Annotated in this window: 22 protein-coding genes; 7 read left to right on the top strand and 15 right to left on the bottom strand. The window is 63.8% G+C overall.

Going from position 1 to position 20,575, the window contains the following annotated elements:
* Window positions 1–119 precede the first annotated feature (119 nt).
* From panB to hda, 6 genes are all read right to left on the bottom strand, one after another.
* The gene (gene panB / locus ACP7D4_RS08550) at window positions 120–980 is read right to left on the bottom strand and encodes a 3-methyl-2-oxobutanoate hydroxymethyltransferase (RefSeq protein ID WP_426208636.1); all 861 of its coding nucleotides are present in this window, start codon (window positions 978–980) and stop codon (window positions 120–122) included.
* A 71-nt stretch (window positions 981–1,051) separates the two neighbouring features.
* On the bottom strand, window positions 1,052–1,357 hold the full coding sequence (locus tag ACP7D4_RS08545) for a DMT family protein (protein ID WP_426208823.1): 306 nt from the start codon (window positions 1,355–1,357) through the stop codon (window positions 1,052–1,054).
* A 43-nt stretch (window positions 1,358–1,400) separates the two neighbouring features.
* Window positions 1,401–1,874, bottom strand: a complete 474-nt coding sequence (gene folK / locus ACP7D4_RS08540; RefSeq protein WP_426208635.1) for a 2-amino-4-hydroxy-6-hydroxymethyldihydropteridine diphosphokinase — start codon at window positions 1,872–1,874, stop codon at window positions 1,401–1,403.
* Window positions 1,871–3,250 (bottom strand): polynucleotide adenylyltransferase PcnB, encoded by a 1,380-nt coding sequence (gene pcnB / locus ACP7D4_RS08535; protein WP_426107195.1) that lies wholly within the window; start codon window positions 3,248–3,250, stop codon window positions 1,871–1,873. Before pcnB ends, folK begins: the two co-directional genes overlap by 4 nt.
* Window positions 3,243–3,917, bottom strand: coding sequence for an HAD family hydrolase (locus ACP7D4_RS08530; RefSeq protein WP_426107193.1), 675 nt, complete (start codon window positions 3,915–3,917; stop codon window positions 3,243–3,245). The genes pcnB and ACP7D4_RS08530 overlap by 8 nt, the downstream gene beginning before the upstream one ends.
* Window positions 3,914–4,582, bottom strand: a complete 669-nt coding sequence (gene hda / locus ACP7D4_RS08525) for a DnaA regulatory inactivator Hda (protein ID WP_426107192.1) — start codon at window positions 4,580–4,582, stop codon at window positions 3,914–3,916. Before hda ends, ACP7D4_RS08530 begins: the two co-directional genes overlap by 4 nt.
* Before the next feature lie 221 nt (window positions 4,583–4,803).
* Between hda and purM the strand changes: the two genes are divergently transcribed.
* Entirely contained in the window at window positions 4,804–5,847 is a 1,044-nt protein-coding gene (purM, locus tag ACP7D4_RS08520; protein WP_426208634.1) for a phosphoribosylformylglycinamidine cyclo-ligase, read from the top strand.
* A 37-nt stretch (window positions 5,848–5,884) separates the two neighbouring features.
* Here the strand turns inward: purM and ACP7D4_RS08515 are convergent, their stop codons facing one another.
* Window positions 5,885–6,718 carry an alpha/beta hydrolase gene (locus ACP7D4_RS08515; protein WP_426208633.1) on the bottom strand — a complete coding sequence of 278 codons (834 nt, stop codon included), beginning with the start codon at window positions 6,716–6,718 and terminating at the stop codon, window positions 5,885–5,887.
* Between the two features lie 94 nt (window positions 6,719–6,812).
* On the opposite strand from ACP7D4_RS08515, the gene ACP7D4_RS08510 reads away from it, so the two are divergent.
* Window positions 6,813–7,337 carry a DUF2975 domain-containing protein gene (locus ACP7D4_RS08510; RefSeq protein WP_426107188.1) on the top strand — a complete coding sequence of 175 codons (525 nt, stop codon included), beginning with the start codon at window positions 6,813–6,815 and terminating at the stop codon, window positions 7,335–7,337.
* On the top strand, window positions 7,337–7,591 hold the full coding sequence (locus ACP7D4_RS08505; RefSeq protein ID WP_426107187.1) for a helix-turn-helix domain-containing protein: 255 nt from the start codon (window positions 7,337–7,339) through the stop codon (window positions 7,589–7,591). Before ACP7D4_RS08510 ends, ACP7D4_RS08505 begins: the two co-directional genes overlap by 1 nt.
* Here the strand turns inward: ACP7D4_RS08505 and ACP7D4_RS08500 are convergent.
* The 8 genes from ACP7D4_RS08500 to ACP7D4_RS08465 all read right to left on the bottom strand — a co-directional run bounded on the left by ACP7D4_RS08500 (window position 7,588) and on the right by ACP7D4_RS08465 (window position 17,139).
* A complete protein-coding gene (locus ACP7D4_RS08500; RefSeq protein WP_426208631.1) occupies window positions 7,588–9,612 on the bottom strand; it encodes an alpha/beta hydrolase family protein in 2,025 nt (674 codons plus the stop codon). The genes ACP7D4_RS08505 and ACP7D4_RS08500 overlap by 4 nt on opposite strands.
* Window positions 9,613–9,752: 140 nt before the next feature.
* Complete coding sequence (locus ACP7D4_RS08495) at window positions 9,753–10,967, bottom strand: 6-phosphofructokinase (RefSeq protein WP_426107185.1); 1,215 nt, start codon at window positions 10,965–10,967, stop codon at window positions 9,753–9,755.
* 72 nt (window positions 10,968–11,039) lie between these two features.
* The gene (locus tag ACP7D4_RS08490) at window positions 11,040–11,528 is read right to left on the bottom strand and encodes a DUF4124 domain-containing protein (RefSeq protein WP_426208629.1); all 489 of its coding nucleotides are present in this window, start codon (window positions 11,526–11,528) and stop codon (window positions 11,040–11,042) included.
* 84 nt (window positions 11,529–11,612) lie between these two features.
* On the bottom strand, window positions 11,613–12,422 hold the full coding sequence (locus ACP7D4_RS08485; protein WP_426208627.1) for a sel1 repeat family protein: 810 nt from the start codon (window positions 12,420–12,422) through the stop codon (window positions 11,613–11,615).
* A 115-nt stretch (window positions 12,423–12,537) separates the two neighbouring features.
* A complete protein-coding gene (locus tag ACP7D4_RS08480) occupies window positions 12,538–14,586 on the bottom strand; it encodes a sodium:solute symporter family protein (protein WP_426208626.1) in 2,049 nt (682 codons plus the stop codon).
* Complete coding sequence (locus ACP7D4_RS08475; protein WP_426107179.1) at window positions 14,583–14,909, bottom strand: DUF4212 domain-containing protein; 327 nt, start codon at window positions 14,907–14,909, stop codon at window positions 14,583–14,585. Before ACP7D4_RS08475 ends, ACP7D4_RS08480 begins: the two co-directional genes overlap by 4 nt.
* Window positions 14,906–16,441 carry a sensor histidine kinase N-terminal domain-containing protein gene (locus ACP7D4_RS08470; RefSeq protein WP_426107178.1) on the bottom strand — a complete coding sequence of 512 codons (1,536 nt, stop codon included), beginning with the start codon at window positions 16,439–16,441 and terminating at the stop codon, window positions 14,906–14,908. The genes ACP7D4_RS08475 and ACP7D4_RS08470 overlap by 4 nt, the downstream gene beginning before the upstream one ends.
* Window positions 16,442–16,443: 2 nt before the next feature.
* Window positions 16,444–17,139: a response regulator gene (locus tag ACP7D4_RS08465; RefSeq protein WP_426107176.1), complete on the bottom strand. Its 696-nt coding sequence runs from the start codon at window positions 17,137–17,139 to the stop codon at window positions 16,444–16,446.
* Between the two features lie 172 nt (window positions 17,140–17,311).
* Between ACP7D4_RS08465 and recA the strand changes: the two genes are divergently transcribed.
* The 4 genes from recA (at window position 17,312) to ACP7D4_RS08445 (ending at window position 20,438) form a co-directional block, all read left to right on the top strand.
* Complete coding sequence (gene recA / locus ACP7D4_RS08460; protein WP_426107174.1) at window positions 17,312–18,400, top strand: recombinase RecA; 1,089 nt, start codon at window positions 17,312–17,314, stop codon at window positions 18,398–18,400.
* A 16-nt stretch (window positions 18,401–18,416) separates the two neighbouring features.
* Window positions 18,417–18,878 (top strand): recombination regulator RecX, encoded by a 462-nt coding sequence (recX, locus tag ACP7D4_RS08455; protein ID WP_426208625.1) that lies wholly within the window; start codon window positions 18,417–18,419, stop codon window positions 18,876–18,878.
* Between the two features lie 261 nt (window positions 18,879–19,139).
* Complete coding sequence (locus ACP7D4_RS08450; RefSeq protein WP_426208623.1) at window positions 19,140–19,445, top strand: hypothetical protein; 306 nt, start codon at window positions 19,140–19,142, stop codon at window positions 19,443–19,445.
* A gap of 186 nt (window positions 19,446–19,631) precedes the next feature.
* Window positions 19,632–20,438 carry a DUF4262 domain-containing protein gene (locus tag ACP7D4_RS08445; RefSeq protein ID WP_426107168.1) on the top strand — a complete coding sequence of 269 codons (807 nt, stop codon included), beginning with the start codon at window positions 19,632–19,634 and terminating at the stop codon, window positions 20,436–20,438.
* The last annotated feature ends 137 nt before the right edge of the window (window positions 20,439–20,575 follow it).

The following is a 20,575-nucleotide window of genomic DNA, read 5'->3' as shown; positions in this document are numbered from 1 at the left end:
TCCGCGCTCACGCGTTTCGCCGCGACCAGCAGGCGGCGCCCACGTAGGGCGGAAAAGCGCAAGCGCATCCCGCCATGCCGCAGCCTTCGGCCCAACCACCGTGTGATCAGGCATTCACATCAAAAGCAATGTTCCTGCGCCGGAAAACTGCCATCCTTGACCGCACCAACGTAAGCGCTCACTGCGGCGTCGATATTGGTCTGCCCTTCCATGAAGTTTTTCACGAACTTGGCTTTGCGGCCCGGGAACACGCCCAGCAGGTCGTGCATGACCAACACCTGGCCCGAGCAGTCGGGGCCGGCGCCGATGCCGATCGTCGGCATGGTCAGCAGTTCCGTCACTTCCTTGCCCAGCGCCGTCGGAATCGCTTCGATCACCAGCAGCACCGCGCCAGCTTCTTGCAGCAGCTTGGCGTCGGCCTTCAAGTGTTCGGCGCTTTCAATCGTCTTGCCCTGCACCTTGTAGCCGCCCAGCTGATGCACGGACTGCGGCGTCAGACCCAGGTGCGCGCAGACGGGCACGGCGCGGTCCGTGAGGAAGCGTACCGTCTCGGCCAGCCACGCGCCGCCTTCGAGCTTGACCATGTGGGCGCCAGCCTGGATCAGCTTGACGGCGTTGTCAAAAGCCGCTTGCGGAGTGGCGTAGCTGCCAAAAGGCATATCGGCCAGCACCATCGCGCTCTTGTTGCCGCGCGCGACTGCGGCCGTGTGGTAGGCCACTTCGGCCACCGTGACCGGCAGGGTGGAAGTGTGGCCATTGCAGACCATGCCGAGCGAATCGCCGATCAGCAGCACTTCGACCCCGCAGCGGTCCATCAGCGACGCGAAACTGGCGTCGTAGCAGGTGAGCATGGCAATCTTGTTGCCGGCCGCGCGCATCGCATTCAAGCTTGGGATCGTCACCGCCTTGGTGACCACCGGTTTCACAGGCGCAGGAGTGTTGCCGCCAGCCATGTCCTTACCTTGCAAGTAACCGCTCATGATGATCCTTTGATATTGAAAATGGGATGTCCGCGCTAGTGTAATGCGAACCGGGGGAATGTGCTGGGAGCCTAGCTGCGGAAGATGAAATACACGGCCCCGACCAGGCACAAGCCCGCCCATACATAATCGAGCTTGAACGGCTGGTTCATGTAAAACATCGCAAACGGCACGAACACGGTCAGCGTGATCGCTTCCTGCAAAATCTTGAGCTGCGCCAGGCTGTACTGGGTGTTGCCGATCCGGTTCGCCGGCACCTGCAGCAGGTACTCGAACAGTGCAATCCCCCAGCTCACCAGCGCCGCATACCACCACACCCGGGTCGACATATTCTTCAAGTGCCCGTACCAGGCGAAGGTCATGAAGACGTTCGACATGGTCAGCAGCACGGTGGTCTGGACGATAACGGAATCTGCATGCCTACTCCATCGCTTCGATGCCTTGCCCCGCCACTGCGGGCAAAAAGCCGCTCGCCAGCCCGCGCCCCGGAACCATGATGCCGGGCGCGATCTCCAGCAGCGGCACCAGCACGAACGCGCGTTCAAGCATGCGCGGATGCGGCACGTGCAGCGCGGGCAGGTCGATCTGCTCGTCGCCATACAATAAAATATCCAGGTCCAGCGTGCGCGGCGCATTGCGATAAGGCCGCTCGCGTCCATGCGCCAGTTCGATTGCATGCAGGGCCGTCAGCAGCGCCGCTGCGGCCAGCGGCGTCTCGATGCACGCCACCGCATTGACGTAATCGGCACCCGACGAATCGATTGGCGCGGTGCGGTATTTGCTTGACGCGGCCAACACGCGGCAGCCGTCCAGCGCTGCAAGGCGCACCAGCGCGTCGTCGACATTGGCGCTGGCGTCGCCCAGGTTGGCGCCAATGCCGATGTAGGCGATCATTCTTCGGTGGCGCCGCCGCCTTCGGCTTCGCCTTCAGCACCGGTCTTCTGGCGCGGGCCGCGGCGCGGCGGACGCTTGCGTTTCGCTCCCGCGGGCGAAGCCACGGCAGTGGTCAAGAGCTGCTCGCGTTCGACCGCGTCGCCTTCATAGAAAGCGGTCCACCATTCGCCGATGTCCATGTCGATCTCGCCCGACTCGCAGCGCAGCAGCAAAAAGTCGTAGCCGGCACGGAAACGCAGATGCTCGAGCAGCTTGTACGGCGCCTTGCCGTTGCGCCGCTCAAAGCGCGGCTGCATCGACCAGATGTCGCGCATGTCCGAACCGATCTTGCGCTGCAGGGCTAGTTTTTCGGTCTGCGAATCGAGCACGTCGTCGGCGGCCAGATGCAGCGCCGGAATCGGCGACTCGCCGGCGGCGCGGTAGGCAGTCCATTTTTCCACCACCTGGTGCCACAGCAGCGAAGCAAACAGAAAGCCCGGCGAGACGCCCTTGCCGGCCTTGATCCGGTTGTCGGTCGACTCGAGCGCCAGTGTGACGAACTTCATGCCGATCGGCTGCTCGAGCACCACGTCGAGCAGCGGCAGCAGGCCATGGTGCAAGCCTTCCTTGCGCAGCTGCTGCAGGCAGGCCAGCGCGTGGCCGCTCATGAGCAGCTTGAGCATTTCGTCGAACACGCGCGCGGCCGGCACGTTGTTGATCAGCGGCGCCATCACCGCGATCGGCTCGCGGGTGTGCGGCTCGATCGTGAACTGCAGCTTGGCCGCAAAGCGCACCACGCGCAGCATGCGCACCGGGTCTTCGCGATAGCGCGCTTCGGGCTGGCCGATGATGCGCAAGGTCTTGTCGCGGATGTCGGCAATGCCGCCATGGTAGTCCAGCACTTCTTGCGTGGCCGGGTCGTAGTACATGGCGTTGATGGTGAAGTCGCGCCGCATCGCGTCTTCGTGCTGGGGCCCGAAATGATTGTCGCGCAAGACGCGCCCGTGTTCATCCTTGGGCGCAGACGCTTCGCCGGCGCCGCGAAAGGTCGTCACTTCCAGCAAATCCTGGCCGAACATCACGTGCACGATCTGGAAGCGCTTGCCGATGATGAAGGCGCGCCGGAACAGCCGCTTGACCTGGTCGGGCGTGGCGTCGGTGGCAATGTCGAAGTCCTTGGGTTTGACGCCCAGCAGCAGGTCGCGCACCGCGCCGCCGACCACGAACGCCTTGTAGCCCGCCTCCTGCAGCGAGGACGTCACCCGGATCGCGTTCGACGACAGCAGCCTGGGGTCGATCCCGTGTTCGGCCGCGGTCAGGATGATGGGCTGCGTCAGGTCGCGCACCGGCTGCTTGTCTTTGACGCCCAAAATTTTGCGGATGAATTTTTTAATCATTGAATAGGAAAAGTGAAGGCCAGCCAAGGCTCGTTGCGTGCGTTGATAGCGCAGCGTTCGGGTTGGTCGCAACAGGGTGGGTGACGACGGACAGGAGGGGAATATCGTTGTGCGAATCGCTGTAGAAGTGGCTGCTGCCAAACCCGGAGAGGGGCGTGCCGATCTGTTCCAGCCATGCGTGGGTGTGGGTGACTTTGCCGGGACCGGAAGTGGGGCTGCCGAGCAGCTTGCCGGTCAGGTTGCCGTGCGCGTCTTCCTCGGGCACGGCGGCGATCAGGTGTTCGACCCCGAGCGCGGCGGCGATCGGCGCCGTCACGAAGCGGTTGGTGGCGGTGATGATGCAGACCAGGTCACCGGCATCCAAGTGCTTTTGCAGCAGCGCGCGCGCCTGCGGCAGGATCGCCGGCGCAATCACTTCGGCCATGAACTGCGCGTGCATGGCGTCCAGGCGCGTGCGGGGAAAGCGCGCCAGCGTGCCAAGGGCGAATTCAAGGTACTCGACCGGGTCGAGCGTGCCGGCCTGGTACTGGGCGAAAAAATCGTCGTTGGCGCGCTTGAAGGCGACCGCATCGACAGCGCCCGTACGGACCAGGAACTGGCCCCATTCGTAATCCGAGTCAATCGGCAGCAGGGTGTGGTCGAGGTCAAACAGGGCCAGGTTCTTCATTCTTTGGGAGCGTTCAATAGCAGGTCGCGCAGCAGCGGCAGGGTGACCGGGCGCTGGGTTTCGAGGGAATAGTGATCAAGCGCTTCGAGCATCGTCGACAAAGAGCGCATGTCGCGCTTGAAATGGGATAGCAGATAGGGTAACACGCTGGCCGAAAGCGTCAAACCACGCGCTTCGGCGGCATGGGTGAGGGCGGCGATTTTTTCCTCGTCCGACAGGCCGTGAATCTGGTAGATCAGGCCCCAGCCCATGCGCGTGCGCAGGTCTTCGCGCACCGGCAGCACGGCCGGCGGCACCGGGCCGGTCGAGACCATGTAGGCGCCGTGTTCGCGGATCTGGTTAAACAGCGCAAAGGCGTCGATCTGGGCCGCGGCCGACAGCCTGTCGCAGTCGTCGAGCAGGTACAGCGACACGTCGGGGGTGTAGACGAAGTCGGCCTCGGTCGCGTCCGCGCCGATATAGCGCGAAGCGCTCGTGGCGGCCAGGCCCTGCAACAGGTGGGTCTTGCCGGCCGCGCTCTCGCCCCACAGGTAGGCGAAATGCTCGCGCGCGCTGCGCTGCGCGAACTGGTGCATCAGGTGCGCCATCTCGGCGTTCTGGCCGACCTCGAAGGTGTCGAGGCTGCGGGCTTGTTCGGCGCCCAGGTCGAGTACCAGCTGTTTCATGGTCTAAATGCCCGCCAGAACGCCGGCCGGAAGGCGGCGCGTTGCTGGTCCTGGAAAAGGGTCGATGGCATGTAGTTTTGTTGTAATGTGGGTTAATTCGGCTGACGGCGGGCCGTTTTGATAAAATAGCGGATTGTCCAGTTTTAGCCCGGGTTCAGTCCAGATTCGGCCCGAACAGGTCCACCGCCCTCTATTTTACCGCCTCCGCCGCCAAATACACCATGAGCCAATCTTCTAATGTTTCCCTCTCCTACCGCGATGCCGGTGTCGATATCGATGCCGGCGACGCGCTGGTCGAAGCGATCAAGCCGTTTGCCAAGCGCACCATGCGCGAAGGCGTCATGGGCGGCCTCGGCGGTTTCGGCGCCATGTTCGAGATCAGCAAGAAGTTCAAGGAGCCGGTGCTGGTCTCGGGCACCGACGGCGTGGGCACCAAGCTCAGGCTCGCTTTCGAGCTGAACCGGCACGACACGGTCGGCATCGACCTGGTCGCCATGAGCGTGAACGACATCCTGGTGCAGGGCGCGGAACCCTTGTTTTTCCTCGATTATTTCGCGTGCGGCAAGCTCGACGTGCCGACCGCAACTGCCGTCGTCAAGGGCATCGCGCAGGGCTGCGAGCAGGCCGGCTGCGCGCTGATCGGCGGCGAAACGGCGGAAATGCCGAGCATGTACCCGGCCGGCGAATACGACCTGGCCGGTTTCGCCGTCGGCGCGGTCGAAAAATCGAAGATCATCGACGGCACCAAGATTTGCCCGGGCGACGTGGTGCTGGGGCTGGCCTCGTCGGGCGTGCACTCGAACGGTTATTCGCTGGTGCGCAAGATCATTGAAGTGGCCAAGCCGGACCTGGAAGGCGACTTTCATGGCCGCAAGCTGTCCGACGTGCTGATGGAGCCGACCCGCATTTACGTCAAGCCGCTGCTGGCGCTGATGGAAGCGATGGAAGTGAAGGGCATGGTCCACATCACCGGCGGCGGCCTGGTTGAAAACATCCCGCGCGTGCTGCAGCCGGGGCTGACGGCAGTGCTCGACTCCAAGGCATGGACCATGCCGCCGCTGTTCCAGTGGCTGCAGCAGCACGGCAACGTGGCGGATGCCGAGATGCACCGCGTGTTCAACTGCGGCATCGGCATGATCGTCATCGTCTCGCCAGAAAACGCCGACGCCGCGTTCGCGCAGCTGCAAGCGGCCGGCGAAACCGTCTCGCGCATCGGCGCCATCCGCGCGCGCGCGGGCGACGAGCACCAGACCATCGTCGAATAAATCTCACCCCGGGGTGGATCGCCGGGGTGGTGGTGTCTCAGCTTTCGCGCACCAGCTTGCAATAGACGGGCATCACATCCGGGCGCCCGAAGGTGTCGTTGTGTCCCGCGCCCGGCGCCAGGTGCCACTGCTTGCGCTGACCGGGAATGGCGTCAAACACCTTGCGCGCCAGCGGGGGCGGCGTGACCTTGTCGGCGCCGCCCACCAGCACCAGGCTGGTGCCGCCGTAGCCGCCCATGGCCGCGACATTGTCGAGCGCCCTGAGCCCCGCTTCCACCTTCACCTCGCTCACTAAAGTGACGTACCACGGCACAGCGGCGTCGACCCAGTCCTGCACATTGCTGGTGGTCGATTCGAGCACGATGCCGCGCGCGGACGGGCGCTGCTGCGCCACGTAGGCGGCCAGAATGCTGCCCAGCGATTGCCCGTGCACGATCACCCCGCCCGGAAACTGCGCGCTGACATGGTCGTACAGGCGCACCGCGTCGGCCGCCATGCGCTGCATATTCGGTTGCCCGCTGCTGCGCCCGTAGCCGCGATAGTCGAACACGGCCACGCCGGTGCCGCACGAGGCAAGCAGCGGCAAAAGCTCGGCGCCGTGCTGGTCGAGGTGGAACATGTTGCCGCCGAAGTAGAGCACGGCGCGCGTGGCGCCAGGTGGCTGAAAGCGGATGCCGCGCAGCACGGCGCCGTCGGGCGTGGCAATTTCTTCGTCGCGCAGCACGCCCGCGCCAAGGTGCTTGGCCGCGTCCAGGTGCGCCGCTGCGGGCGTGCCGGGTTTGTCCGGCTTGATGAAATTGCGCTCGCCTACTTCCATGGTGCCGCAACCTGACAGCGCGGCGGCAATGAGCAATACGGGTAAGGCACGCATACGCGGCTCCTGTTGGATGATAAAATAAATGTATCACAATCATTTATACATGTTTTACAGTAATAAATTACTGTATAGCGATAAAAATTTTATCATGAAAACAGAAATTCGCGTGATCCGGGTGCTGCTTGCCGCCTGCGCGGTCTTGCAGCTGGTGTTTTTTGTGCTGGGCTGGAGCGGCGTTTTGCCGCTTGGGTTTTTCATGCAGATCAGCCCGGACGGCATGAGCGCCGCCGCCGCGCGCGCGCTCGCCCCTGCGCACAGGCTGGCCGGTGTGCTGGCCGGTTTGCCGGTGCTGCTCACGCTCGGCTACGGCCTGTGGCGATTGCTGCGCGCGCTGGCCAACATCGAGCGCCGCGCCCTGTTCGATCTCGACACCATCGCCCACGTGCGCGCTTTTGCCGGCGCCGCGCTGGCCTCGACCTGCCTTGCCATTGTCGAGGCGCCAGTGCGAACGCTGGCGTTTCGGCTCATTGGCAACGCGCCAGAAAACCGGGTGTCGATTGGCGTCACCAGCACCGAACTGCTGCTGATCCTCGTATGCGCGCTGTTTTACCTGATTATCCGGCTGATGCATGAAGGGCGCCGCCTGGCCGAGGACAACGAGGGTTTCGTCTGATGAGCATCGTGATCCACTTGGACCTGATGCTGGCGCGGCGCAAGGTCAAGTCGAAGGACCTGGCCGCCTACATCGGCATCACCGAGCAGAACCTGTCGCTGCTCAAGTCCGGCAAGGTCAAGGGCATCCGTTTTGGCACCCTGGCCAAGATCTGCGAGCATCTGGCATGCCAGCCGGGCGACATCATCGAATGGATTGACGATGGCGAAGGGGCGCCGGGAGACGGCGTGGCCGACAGCGACGCTACTCCCTAAGGTTGGCCGATATTTTTCTCGAGGAATTTTTCGACGCGGCCCCAGAAGTCGACGCGCGTCTCCGGCAAGGCCCAGCCATGCCCTTCTTCGGGATACAGCACCCACTCCACGTTCGGATTGGTCTTTTTTACCGCTTCGTAAAACAGTGTGCCGTGGTAGCTGGGCACGCGCCGGTCGGCGCCGCCGTAGGCCAGCAGCAGCGGTCGGGTAATGCGCGCGGCCTGTTCGATGGGCGAGGTTGCCTTCAGCTGCGCCGCGTCCTTGTCCACGTCGCCCACCAGTACCGGCATGCCGTACTTGAGGTAGCGTTCGGTGAGGTCGCTGGCGAAATACCACTGGCCGTTGCGCAGCAGCGCAATGTCGGTCACGCCAACCCAGTCCACGCCGCACTTGAACAGGTCCGGATCGTTGACCAGTCCCATCAGCGTGGCGTAGCCGCCGTAGCTGGCACCGGCGATGCAGATGCGCTTGGGGTCGGCCAAGCCTTGCGCGATCGCCCACTTGGCGCCGTCGGCAATATCGTCCTGCATCTTCAAGCCCCATTGCTTCCAGCCGGCGCGAAAGTGCTTGCTGCCAAAGCCGGTGCTGCCGCGGTAGGACGGCTCGAGCACCGCATAGCCGCGCGAGGCGAGAAATTGCGACTCCGGCTGCCAGCCCCATGAATTGCCGCGCACGTAAGGCCCGCCGTGCACCAGCACCACCAGCGGCAGGCCGGCGCGCCGGCCTCCGGCCGGCAGCGTCAGCAGGCCGGGAATGGTCAGGCCGTCGCGCGCCGTGTAGCTGATGGCTTGCTGGGTGCCCATCCGTTCCGGCTTGATGGCAGGATTGGTGCTGCCGATGCGCTTGAAGGCCTTGGTCGCGCTGTTGTAGAGCAGCAGCGTCCTGGGCCGTACGTCAGCATACGATTCCACCAGCACCCACGGCGTTTCGCCGCGCGTGGCCACGCTGAGCAGGTTGACGGTGCCGGGCAAGCTCTTGTCGACCTCGGCCTGCACGGCCTTCATGGCCGGATCGAACCACAGCGTGTTTTCGGCGTCGGTGACGACCCGAAAGCCGAGCAAGCCGGACTTGCCCATGATCAGGCGGCCATTGAAATCGTAGTCATCGGCGACGACCAGTGGCTTGTCGCTGAGCTTAGCGCTGAGCTTGCCGCTGGCGAGCTCGAGCGTGTGCAGGGCGATCTTGTCCTTGCCCTTGCTGGCGGCGACATACAGCGTGCCGTCAGCGCCAAAGGCGAGCGGCGAAAAGGCGCCCGGTCCGCCCTTGAAGGCGTCGAAGGTGACGAGCGCGCGCCAGGCCTGGGTGGCCGGATCGCGGTACTGCACCGACTGGCTGTCGTTTTCCCCCGTGATGGCCAGGCGCGGCTCGCCCGCCTGGTCCAGCACCCAGCCCTGGACGTGTTCCGGAGCGTCGACCTTTTTTGCGCGGCCGGTGAGCGTGTCGAGCAGCAGCAAGTCCACTTCCTGAAACTCGCCGCCCGCCATCCGGCGGCTGTAGACATACACGGCGTCTGAATTCTGGGCCCCGGCCTGCCTGGCGAGATAGGTGTGCCACGGCAGCATCACCCGGCCGTTGGCAACGCGCACCGGCGTGCGCCCGACGTTGTCCCTGCGGTCGGCCAGCTGCAGCGCGCCGCTGCCGTCGACATTGGCCGCGTACAGGCCGGGGCCATTGTGCATCTGCCCCTGCGCTGCCTGGCGGTCGCGCGTGGCATACACCAGGCGCTTGTCATTGACCCACTGAAAGTCGCCGATATCGGCGTCGCGGAAATTGGCGGCCACGGACACGCGCCCGTCCACCAGGTCCAGCACGGTCAGCTCGTCGCGCTTGCCGGGGGCGCCGGTGACCACGGCCAACAGCTTGCCGTTGGGCGAGAGCTGCGGGTGGCTAAAGCGCGCACTGGCGAAAAAGCTGTCGATGGGAGGCAATGCTTCGGCGGCGCGCGCGCTGGTCGCAACGGCGCAGGAGAGTAGCGCGATTGCCGCGCTCAAGCGGGCAATTCTGGCCAGGGGGAACGGCATCGCATGACTCCGGTAGCTGGCAAAGTTGCCCAGTCAGAAGAGTATCATTATGATAATGTTGACGCCTGTAGTCAGAGACGGTATTGCGCGAAAAAATGACCGGGGTCAGATCGACAGTCTGGCCCCGGGTCGCCGCCGACTTATTTATTCAGGATTTTAGCCACCGGCGCGGCGCGCAGGCGGTGCGCGTCCGGCATGCCGCCGCCCAGCAGCGGGCGCAGGTAAGCGCGAAAAGCGTCGGTCACGTCGGTGCCGCTCTCGCTGATGAACAGGTCTTCCATCACGCGCGTCTTGCCGGCCACGTCTTCGAGCGGCATCAGTTGATACTCGACCGCGTAGTCGCCGCTGCGCTTGATGGCGACCGACCCGTCTTGATCCCCCCACATGGCGAACTGCACCGCCTTTTCGCCCACCTCGCGCGCTTCGCGCTGGTCGACGTCGGAGACGCAACCCATGAACGAGCGCTGCAGGTAGCCGAAGGTGTCGCCGCGCACCCGCTTGATGCCGAGCTTGGCCTTGATTTCGTCGCACAGCAAATCGGCCAGTGCGCCGGTGCCCGACAGTTGCACATTGCCGTGCGCATCACGTTCAACTTCGGACGACAGCAAACTGGCGATCGCTTCGCCCGACGCATCATGGATGCCTTCGGAGACGGCGATCACGCAGCGGCCATACTGCGCATAGGTGCGCTTGACGTCTGCCAAAAAATTTTCCAGAACAAAGGTGCGCTCGGGCAGGTAAATCAGGTGCGGGCCATCGTCCGGGAATTTTTTGCCCAGGGCAGCGGCCGCGGTCAGAAAACCCGCATGGCGGCCCATGACCACGCCCACGTACACGCCCGGCAGCGAGCGGTTGTCCAGGTTGGCGCCGGCGAACGCTTGCGCCACGAAGCGCGCGGCCGACGGAAAGCCCGGCGTGTGGTCATTGCCGACCAAATCATTGTCGATGGTCTTGGGAATGTGGATGCAACGCAGCGGATAGCCGGCCTTTTTCGCTTCCAGGCTGACGATGCGCACCGTGTCGGACGAATCGTTGCCGCCAATGTAAAAGAAGTGTTCGATCTCGTGCGCGCGCAGCACTTCAAAAATTTTCTGGCAGTAGGCGATGTCGGGCTTGTCGCGCGTCGAACCCAGGGCTGACGAAGGCGTGGCGCCCACCAGTTCGAGGTTGGCGCTGGTTTCCTGGGTCAGGTCAATGAACGCTTCGTCGACGATGCCGCGCACGCCGTGCATGGCGCCGTATACGCGGGTGACGTTACTGAAGCGGCGCGCTTCGAGCACCACGCCGACCATCGACTGGTTGATGACGGCGGTAGGGCCGCCTCCCTGGGCTACCAGAATTTTTCCCGACGACATGCGCATCTCCTTGAGTGAACCGATTTAACGGCAAGCTTAACCCGAATTGGGGACCGGCTGTTTTTGGCACGTTTACAGACAGTTCGCCTCAAGCCGGCGCATGCTGCAGTTGCCGATGCGCGCTGCGTTCAGCCTGGCCGCCTCGGCGCGTTCTTTTGCCAGCGTGTCTTTGGCCAGCTGGTCTTGCGACTGCTTGCCTTGCACCGGTTTGGCTTGCCCACCTTGGCGCTGCCCGCCGCGCGCAGTGTTGGCAACGGGATGGGCGCCATAGGTTCGCGCGCCGCCTTCCCTCGCGTTCCGTTCAGCCAGGCGCTGCCTGAACTGCTTGTCGGCGACGCGCAACTGCGCGCGTTCGCGCGTCAAGCGCGCGCTGCTGGCCTGTTCCGTCTCGGGCGCCGGCACCGCGAACTGTTTTGCTTCACGCGCCTGGCCAGTGCATGGCCGGCTCGAATAGGCGGTGTTGCCGCTCGCCTCGACGCACTTGTACATGGTGTCGGCAAGCGTATCCGGCGCCTGCACGGCGAGCAAGGTGGCAAGGGCGAGCAGCAGCGATGCTTGCATGGCGGACCTCCAAAAATGGAAGCGCGATGGTAGCAGCTTTAGTGACGCGCACCGGTGGGCGCGCGCGCTACGCTTGCGCTGCCACTATTTCGAGGGACCGACGGGCTTGGCCATTGGTCGGAAACTGTTGGCTTCCACGCGGGCCGCTTCCGTGCGGTCCAGATCACGCTTGGCCTGCAAGGTGCGCACCGCGATCCTGTCGTTTTCTGCCTTGACGTATTCCAGCGTTGCCGCCTGCCATTGATCGCGCTGGACAATAAAACGATCTGCATCGGCCTTGGCGGCGGCGATCACGCCCTTGTACACCTGCTCGAGGTGCCCCTTGGCCTGCGCCAGTTCCTGCTCGCTCATCACTTCGAGCACGCCGCCGGGAATGGTCTTACCTGGCGGCATGACGGTGGCCATGTTGGCGACGAAGCCGTTGTAGCAGCCGGTCCAGGCGCTAATTTGCGCACCGATCCGCTTGATCTCGTCGTTGACGATCGAGCGGCCCGCAGGCAGGGCCGGCGCCTGGCAGTTGACTTGGCCCGCACGCAGTTCGGCGCCGGTATAACCACCCGTCCACAGTGCGATGTCGGCGGCGTGCGCGGCGCGCTGGGCACTGAGCTTGGTGGCGGCCACGGCGCCCGGATCGCCCCCGGCGGCGGCCTGGGCGAACAAGGCGTCGCCCTTGGCGCGGTCGAGCGGCGCACCTTCGCCGTACCAGTACATTTCGCCCAGGCGCAGTTGCGCTTCGTGGTTGTTGTCGCTGGCGAGCTTGCCGAACAGCTTGAGCGCAACCGGGTAATTTTTCTGCTGTAGCGCCGCGTTGGCATCAACGAGTTCATCGGCGCTGGCATGGCCACCCACGGCGCAGGCCAGACAAAAAAGGGCGATACGGAAAGGACGGGACATGGCTGCCTCTGGGGAGATTGTTTTGGAGAAAGATCGTACAACAATCTGACCGTGATGTTGCTCAGTTCATAAAATATTCAGGGCGCATACCTGTCCTCGGGGACATTTACGGCGCTCATTCGGGCGAGCGCAGATGGTCGATCAGCGCGCGCGTCTGGACCCCCGGTGCACTCGTGAGCAGGCTGGCGGCGACCAGCACGGCCAGGCCGGCCGGCACGCCGAAAATGCCGGCCGAAATGGGCGCGATATGAAACCACTGGCCGGCCGCGCTGCCGCCCAGGATGGGATTGGTATGCAGCATGTAGTAGGCGCACACGCCAAAGCCGGCCAGCATGCCGGCGATCGCACCGGTGTTGTTGGCGCGCTTCCAGAACACGCCCAGCACCAGCGCCGGAAACAGCGTCGAGGCGGCCAGCGAAAACGCCGCGCCCACCAGCGACAAAATGTCGCCCGGCTTTTGCGAAGCGGCGTAGGCGGCAATGAAGGCCACGCCCAGCAGCAGCAGCTTGGAAATGGTGACCCGCTTCTGGGTCGAGGCGGACGGATCGATTACCTTGTAATACACGTCGTGCGAGAGCGCGTTCGAGATCGCCAGCAGCAGGCCGTCGGCCGTCGACAGCGCCGCCGCCAGGCCGCCGGCGGCGACCAAGCCGGAAATCACGTACGGCAGTCCGCCGATTTCGGGCGTGGCCAGCACCAGCACGTCGCCGTCGATGGCAATTTCAGCCAGCTGCACGATGCCGTCGGCGTTGATGTCGGCCACGCTGATCAGGGGCGTCACCTTGTCCACGTTGGCCCAGTACGAAATCCAGGTCGGCAGGTGCGCGTAGTCGCTGCCCACCAGCGTGGTGTACAGGTCGAACTTGACCAGCACCGCCAGCGCCGGAATGGTCAGGTACACCAGCAGGATGAAAAACAGGGTCCAGAACACGGACACGCGCGTTTCGGCCACCGAGGGCGTGGTGTAGGAGCGCATCAGGATGTGGGGCAGGGCGGCCGTGCCCAGCATCAGGCACAGTACCAGCGCCAGAAAATTGTTGCGGGCGATGTCCGAGCCTTCCTTATCGTCGGCGGCAAAGGGCGTGGCGTGCGGGGAGGGCGGCGCGGCGCGCGCCAGGTTGGCGCTGCGCCCCGCGTTCCAGGTGCGCGCCGCTTCCTCGGCCGTCTTGGGGTAGGCAATCAGCGCGCGCTCGGCGGCGCGCACCTCGGCCAGCGAACTGTTACGCAGGCGTGCCGCGTCCAGGCGCCGCTGCGTGTCCTGCAAGCCGTTTTCCCACGAGGTGGGCAGCGCCTTCAGACGCGCGCCGTATTCGTCGGCGCGCTGGCGAAAAATCGCGCGCACCTGCAATTCCCTGGGGTCGGCCAGCAGCGCGCGCTCGCGCAGCGCCAGCTTGGGCAGCACCGTTCCGTAGGCCAGCTGCGGCAGCGGGCTGCCGGCGTGCTTCATCGACAGCCACATGCTGGGCGCCAGGAAGGCGACCAGGATGATGGTGTACTGCGTCACCTGGGTCCAGGTAATGGCGCGCATGCCGCCCAAAAAGGAACACACCAGGATGCTGGCCAGCCCCAGGAAAATCCCGACCGAAAAATCGACGCCGGCAAAGCGCGAGGCGATCAGCCCGACCGCGTAGATCTGCGCCACCACGTAGGTGAACGAGACGATGATGGTGGCCCCCACGGCGATCATGCGCACCGGCGCACCGCGCCCGCCGGCGCCGCCGCCGTAGCGCGCCGCCAGGAAGTCAGGGATGGTGTATTGCGCGAAGCGGCGCAGGTAGGGCGCGATTAGCAGCGCCACCAGGCAGTAGCCGCCGGTCCAGCCCATGATGTAGGCCAGGCCGTCAAAGCCGTGCAGGTACAAGCCGCCGGCCAGGCTGATGAAGCTGGCCGCCGAAATCCAGTCGGCGGCGGTGGCCATGCCGTTGAACAGGGCCGGCACGCGCCGCCCGGCCACATAGTATTCGGACACGTTCGAAGTGCGGCTGACGACGCCGATCACCGCGTACAAGGCAATCGTGGCGACCATGAACAGGTAGCCGATCCACACGCGCGGCATGCCTTCGCGTTCGAGCAGCGCGAGCGAGGCCAGAAAAGCGAAGAAGGTCGCCGCGTAGTAAAGATAGTAACGCGACAGGCGCTTGAAATAGGTGCGCGCCGCTTTCATGGCGCCGCTCCGGCCAAGCGCCGTGCGAAGCGGCGGTCGAGCCGGTCCATCGCGATTGCATAGACGCCGATGATGGCCAGGTACACCAGCGCCACGCCCTGCGCGGCCAGGTAGAAAGAGAGCGGCCAGCCGAACATGGTCAGCGCGGAGAGCTCGCGCGCGAAAAACACGGTGCAGAAGGTGGCGCCAAACCATGTCAGCAGCAGCAGCATGGTGACGCGGCGCGCACGGCGCCAGTGGGCGTCGCGCGCTGCGATCAATTGCGCGCGCCGCGCCCGATCGAGGTCGGGGTCAAGGTTCAGATTGGGGTCGGGGCTGGTCATGCAAGGTCCGCGTCGAGCGCAGGGTAGGGCGGGAAGGTCAGCCGGAACAGGCAGCCCGGCGCTTTGGGCCCGGTGCTGCGCGGGTTGTTGAAAATGTCGACTTCGGCGCCGTGCTGCTGCGCGATCTCGCGCACGATGGCAAGACCCAGGCCGCTGCCGGGGGCGCGGCTGCCCAGGATGCGGTAAAAGCGCTCGAACACGTGGACGCGTTCGGCCGGGGCGATGCCCGGACCGGTGTCTTCCACTTCCAGCAGCGCGCGGTTGGCATACCCGCCGTCGTAGCGCACGCGCACCGTCACGCTGCCCCCCGCCGGCGTGTAGCGCAGCGCATTGTCGATCAGGTTGGAGAGCAGCTCGCGCAGCATCAGCGCGTGGCCGGCCACCAGTACCGCGCCGGCGGGGGCTTCGAAGCCGAGGTCGATCTTGGCGGCGAACGACGCCGGCACCCAGTCGTGCACGATGGCGCGCGCGGCGCCGTTCAAGTCCAGTTCCAGGAGTGCGAGGCCGGCTTGCGGCTGGTACTCGGCGCGCGCCAGCGCCAGCAGCTGGTTGACCAGGCGCGTGGCCGATTCCGAACTGGTGGCAAGCTGCTCGAGCGAGCGGTGGATTTCGCCCGGATCAACCTGGCGCAGCGCCAGTTCGGACTGCATGCGCATGCCCGCCAGCGGCGTTTTCATCTGGTGCGCGGCGTCGGCGATGAAGCGCTTTTGCATGTCGATGGTTTGCGCCAGACGCTCGAGCATGTCGTTGAGCGAGCCCACCAGCGGCGAGATTTCTTCGGGCACCTGGCGCGCATCGATGGGCGACAGGTCGTCCGGGCGGCGCGCGCGGATGCGTTCTTGCAGCTGCGCCAGTGGCGACAGGCCGCGCGCCAGCGCAAACCAGACCAGGGCCAGCACGATCGGCAGGATGATGAACTGGGGCAGGATCACGCCCTTGATGATTTCATTGGCCAGCAGCGCGCGCTTGTCGAGCGTTTCGGCCACCTGCACCAGCGCCGTATGCGGTTCCTCGCCGCGCGCCGCCAGCGGGCCCAGGTTCACGTACGAAAACGCGATGCGCACCGGCGTGCCGTGCATGACATCATTGCGAAAGTGGACGCGCCCGCTGCGGTAGTGCTCGGGACTGGCCGGCTGCGGCAGATCGCGGTCGCCGTCGATGTGGGCCGCGTCCGGGCCGGCGATCTGGAAGTAGACATTGTCGACGTCGTCGGCGCGCAGGATGTCGCGCGCGCTGCCGGGCAGGCGCGAGCGGACCTTGCCGTCGACTTCCTTGACCTGCTGGGCCAGCACCGTGACGCTGTCTTCCAGCGCATGGTCGAAAGGCTGGTTGGCGATCGACTTGGCCACCAGATAAGTGATAGCGATACTCATGGGCCACAGCAGCAGCAGGGGCGCGAGCATCCAGTCGAGGATTTCGCCAAACAGCGAATGCTGCATGTCTTCGTCCGGCTCGGTATTGGGCGGCACGTACAGCACCGTATCCGGCGCCAGCGCGGTGGCCTGGGTCAGGCCGGCATCGCGGTCATCCACTGTTACGGCGCTGCGTCGTCGACGGCTGCGGGCGCGAATTTTTCGAGGCAGTAGCCCAGACCGCGCACGGTGGCGATGCGCACGCCGCCCACTTCGATTTTTTTGCGCAGCCGGTGCACATAGACTTCGATGGCGTTGTTCGATACTTCCTCGCCCCATTCGCACAAATGGTCGACCAGCTGTTCCTTGGAGACCAGGCGCCCGGCGCGCGCCAGCAAAATCTCAAGCAGGCCCAGTTCACGCGCCGACAGGTCCAGCATCTGCTCGTTGATGTAGGCGCTGCGCCCGACCTGGTCGTACGTGAGCGGGCCATGGCGCACCACGGCCGGGCCGCCGCCGGCGCCGCGCCGGGTCAGGGCGCGCACCCGCGCTTCCAGTTCCGACAGCGCGAACGGCTTGGCCATGTAGTCGTCGGCGCCCAGGTCCAGGCCATTGACGCGCTGCTCGATCGAGTCGGCCGCCGTCAAGATCAGGACCGGCAGCAGCGAGGCGCGCGCCCGTAGGCGCCGCAACACTTCCAGGCCCGAGAGCCGGGGCAAGCCCAGGTCGAGGATTAGCAGATCGAACTCCTGGGTCGACAAAGCGGTGTCGGCTTCCTCGCCATTGCTGACGCAATCGATGGCGTAGCCCGACTGACGCAAGGAGCGCGTCAGTCCGTCGGCAAGCACGCTATCATCTTCGGCAAGTAAAATACGCATCCGTGGGCACCTGTTTTGATTTGCGCCTATTGTGTTTCATTTGGGGCAAGGCCGGGTAATTTTTTAAAATTGTCTGCACGTTAGGCTTGCCAAAACTACTGTACGCTTGTACAGTACCTGTTGTGATGTACCTGTGGCGCCACCCCGCCCTTCTTCAGACTGAAAGAAAATTATGGACGACAAGAAAACCGTATTGAACGCTGCAGAAAAGGGCAAGGCGCTGGCCGCCGCCCTGGCGCAGATTGAAAAGCAGTTTGGCAAGGGCTCCGTCATGCGTATGGACGGCAACGCCCCGGTGGAAGAAGTCCAGGTTGTCTCGACCGGTTCGCTCGGTCTGGACATCGCGCTGGGCGTGGGCGGCTTGCCGCGCGGGCGCGTGGTGGAAATCTACGGTCCCGAATCGTCGGGCAAAACCACGCTCACGCTGCAGACCATCGCGCAAATGCAAAAGCTGGGCGGCACCTGCGCCTTTATCGACGCCGAGCACGCGCTGGACGTGGGCTATGCGAAAAAGCTGGGCATCAACCTGTCGGACCTGCTCATTTCGCAGCCTGACACGGGCGAGCAGGCACTGGAAATTTGCGATGCGCTGGTGCGTTCGGGCAGCGTCGACCTGATCGTCATCGACTCCGTAGCCGCGCTCACCCCGCGCGCCGAGATCGAAGGCGACATGGGCGATTCGCTGCCAGGGTTGCAGGCACGCCTGATGTCCCAGGCACTGCGCAAGCTGACCGGTTCCATTAACCGCACCAACACGCTGGTCATTTTCATCAACCAGATCCGCATGAAAATTGGCGTCATGTTCGGCAGCCCGGAAACCACCACCGGCGGCAATGCGCTCAAGTTTTACGCGTCGGTACGCCTGGACATTCGCCGCACCGGTTCCATCAAGTCGGGCGACGAAGTGATCGGCAACGAAACCAAGGTCAAGGTCGTCAAGAACAAGATCGCGCCACCGTTCAAGGAAGCGCACTTTGACATCCTGTACGGCGCAGGCACCTCGCGCGAGGGCGAAATCCTCGACCTGGGCGCCGACAACAAGATCGTCGAAAAGTCCGGTTCCTGGTACAGCTACAACGGCGAACGCATCGGCCAGGGCAAGGACAATGCGCGTATCTACCTCAAGGAGCGGCCGGAATTGGCGCGCGAGATCGAGAACAAGGTCCGTGCCGCGCTCGGCGTACGCGAACTGCCGCCTCTCCCAGGCGAAGAGCCGGCGGTCGCGGCCAAGGCGCCCAAGCTGAAAGCTGTCGCCGAGTAATCGGGCGTCGTTGCTGATGGCCCGGCCCCAACTGAGCCTGAAAGGCCGTGCCCTGCGTTTTTTATCGATGCGGGAGCACAGCCGGCTGGAACTGGGGCGCAAGCTGTCCAAGTATGCGCAAGAGGGCGACGACGTCGCCGCTCTGCTCGACTTTCTGGAAAAAAACAACTGGCTGTCGCAAGAGCGGTTCTCCGAATCGCTGATCCACCGGCGCGCCCATCGTTTCGGCAACAGCCGCATCATGGCCGAGCTGCAGAGTCATGGCGTAGGTGGTGTAGCCTTGCAGAAATTAAAGGCGGGTTTGAGCGACAGCGAAACGGGCAGGGCATGCGAAGTGTGGCAGCGCAAGTTCGGTACGGTCGCTACCGATCCTGCCGAGCGCAACAAGCAAGTGCGCTTCCTGATGCAGCGCGGATTTTCCCAGAAAGCGGTGCGCGCCGCCATGAAGGGCGAAGTCGACGACGACTTCTTTGAATAGGTAAATGCAAGACGGAAAAGCGGAGCGCATTCTGCCATGTTTGCAAGCTCGCACTGCATACTCCTCGCTGGCGGAGTGCGCTACGCTTTTCCGCCCTGCGCGGCTCGGGATATGTTGGAGAGACTTCTTATCACAGCCTTGACGCATACCAGGCGACTCCTTGACTTTCCACACTCGCGTTCTACATTTGATTGTCTCTGTAGTTGGGCGGTGACTGTGTCTCGTATCCCTATTACATTAACACCACTCGACAGGCGTTCCATGCTCTACCGGCTCTACTCGTCCATCGGCAATACCCGCGGCTTGAAAGACTATCTCGGCTATTTCGAGATCGATCTCGACGGCTACTTTACGCGCTACCTGGAAATTAACGGCAATGGTTTAGCGTATCGCTACACGCGCGACCATCCGGCTGATGAGTTCGGTGGGCTACCCGCAGGCGTGTGGGATGAATCAGAAGCGGCCCATCCGGAAGCCGGCACGTTCGTCCCGCTGACTGCAGCGTTATTTGCGGCAGTATGGGCGCGCACGCGTTGCGCCAACGTCAGGTCTGTGTCCGCAAGCTAAGCCAGGCGTTTATCGCCTCGCGTTGCAGGCAAGAGACAGCGGTGCGGCGACAGGCGACTTTTCGTCCGTGGCATGTTTCACATGGCTCGCGCCGAAGCAGGAGACTCACTTCTATCGCGTCTTGTAATAAACTGCGTGTTCGCTTGCCGGTTTACGTGTGCGAGTCAACCAATCACGGATTCCCACATGTCCGAACACACGCACGATTTTTTGAACTGGCCGTTCTCTGACGCTACCAACACGGTAACCTTCTCTACAGCCAAAGTAGTGCACGATGGCTTTCCGGTGCTACGCGTGTCGCATGATCGCGATGGCGGTTGGCAGTTTCTCGATGCCACGACGTACGAGCCAGGGGAGTGCATCCTGCTTTGTCTGGGATGCATCCTCGAGCGCGACGCGACGTTGGGGCAGGTCAGCGATCTGCTTCCAGGTTGGAGCGCGTGGCGAGAAAAGGTCGGCGCGGACTGGGAACGTTGGGAGCAAGCGCCCGATGAAGAGGAGGAAGATGAGGATGAGCAAACCGCCTGTTCTGGCGATGGCGACGCGAAAGCCCTTGCTGATATCGAAGAGTATGGACTCCATGTGATCAGCGTTATGGAAGAAGAAGGCTTGCCGCCGTTTGCTTACTCGATCGGAATTGAGCAATCATTGGGAATGCCGGAACTCATCGTCATCGGATTAAAGAGCGAGCTTTCCCACTACGCGATCAACGAATGCTATCGACAAATGCGGGACGGGCGCGATTTGCCACCGGGCTCGCGTGTTGCCGGCTTGCTGGGCGGCGGATTCGAGTGCGTGATCGGCGACGTCGCTCCTGTGCACTTCAAGCAATACATGGGCTGGGCTCTGTGGCTAAATAAAGGCAGTGGTTTCAGAGCCCATCAAATTATTTTCCCGAGCACCACAAATACTTTCCCATGGGAGCCTGAGGCCAGCGAATGGTTTCGCAATCGGCAGCCTTTGCTGGCCGAAGGCCGGCCGGCGACAGCCTGACTGTTTAGTCGTATGCCCGGCGTTCTCAAAGACCAAGTGCAACACCTTCTGCTGTAAGGTGCCGCCATGGCAAAAATCTACAAACATCTGACTACTCAAGAGCGCGCCGTCGTCATGACCATGCGCGCCGACCAATG

Source organism: Massilia sp. TWP1-3-3 (assembly GCF_049897805.1).
Classification (GTDB): Bacteria; Pseudomonadota; Gammaproteobacteria; order Burkholderiales; family Burkholderiaceae_D; genus Telluria_A.
Note: the sequence above shows the minus strand (reverse complement) of the source record. Positions and strands in the feature narration are given on the sequence as shown.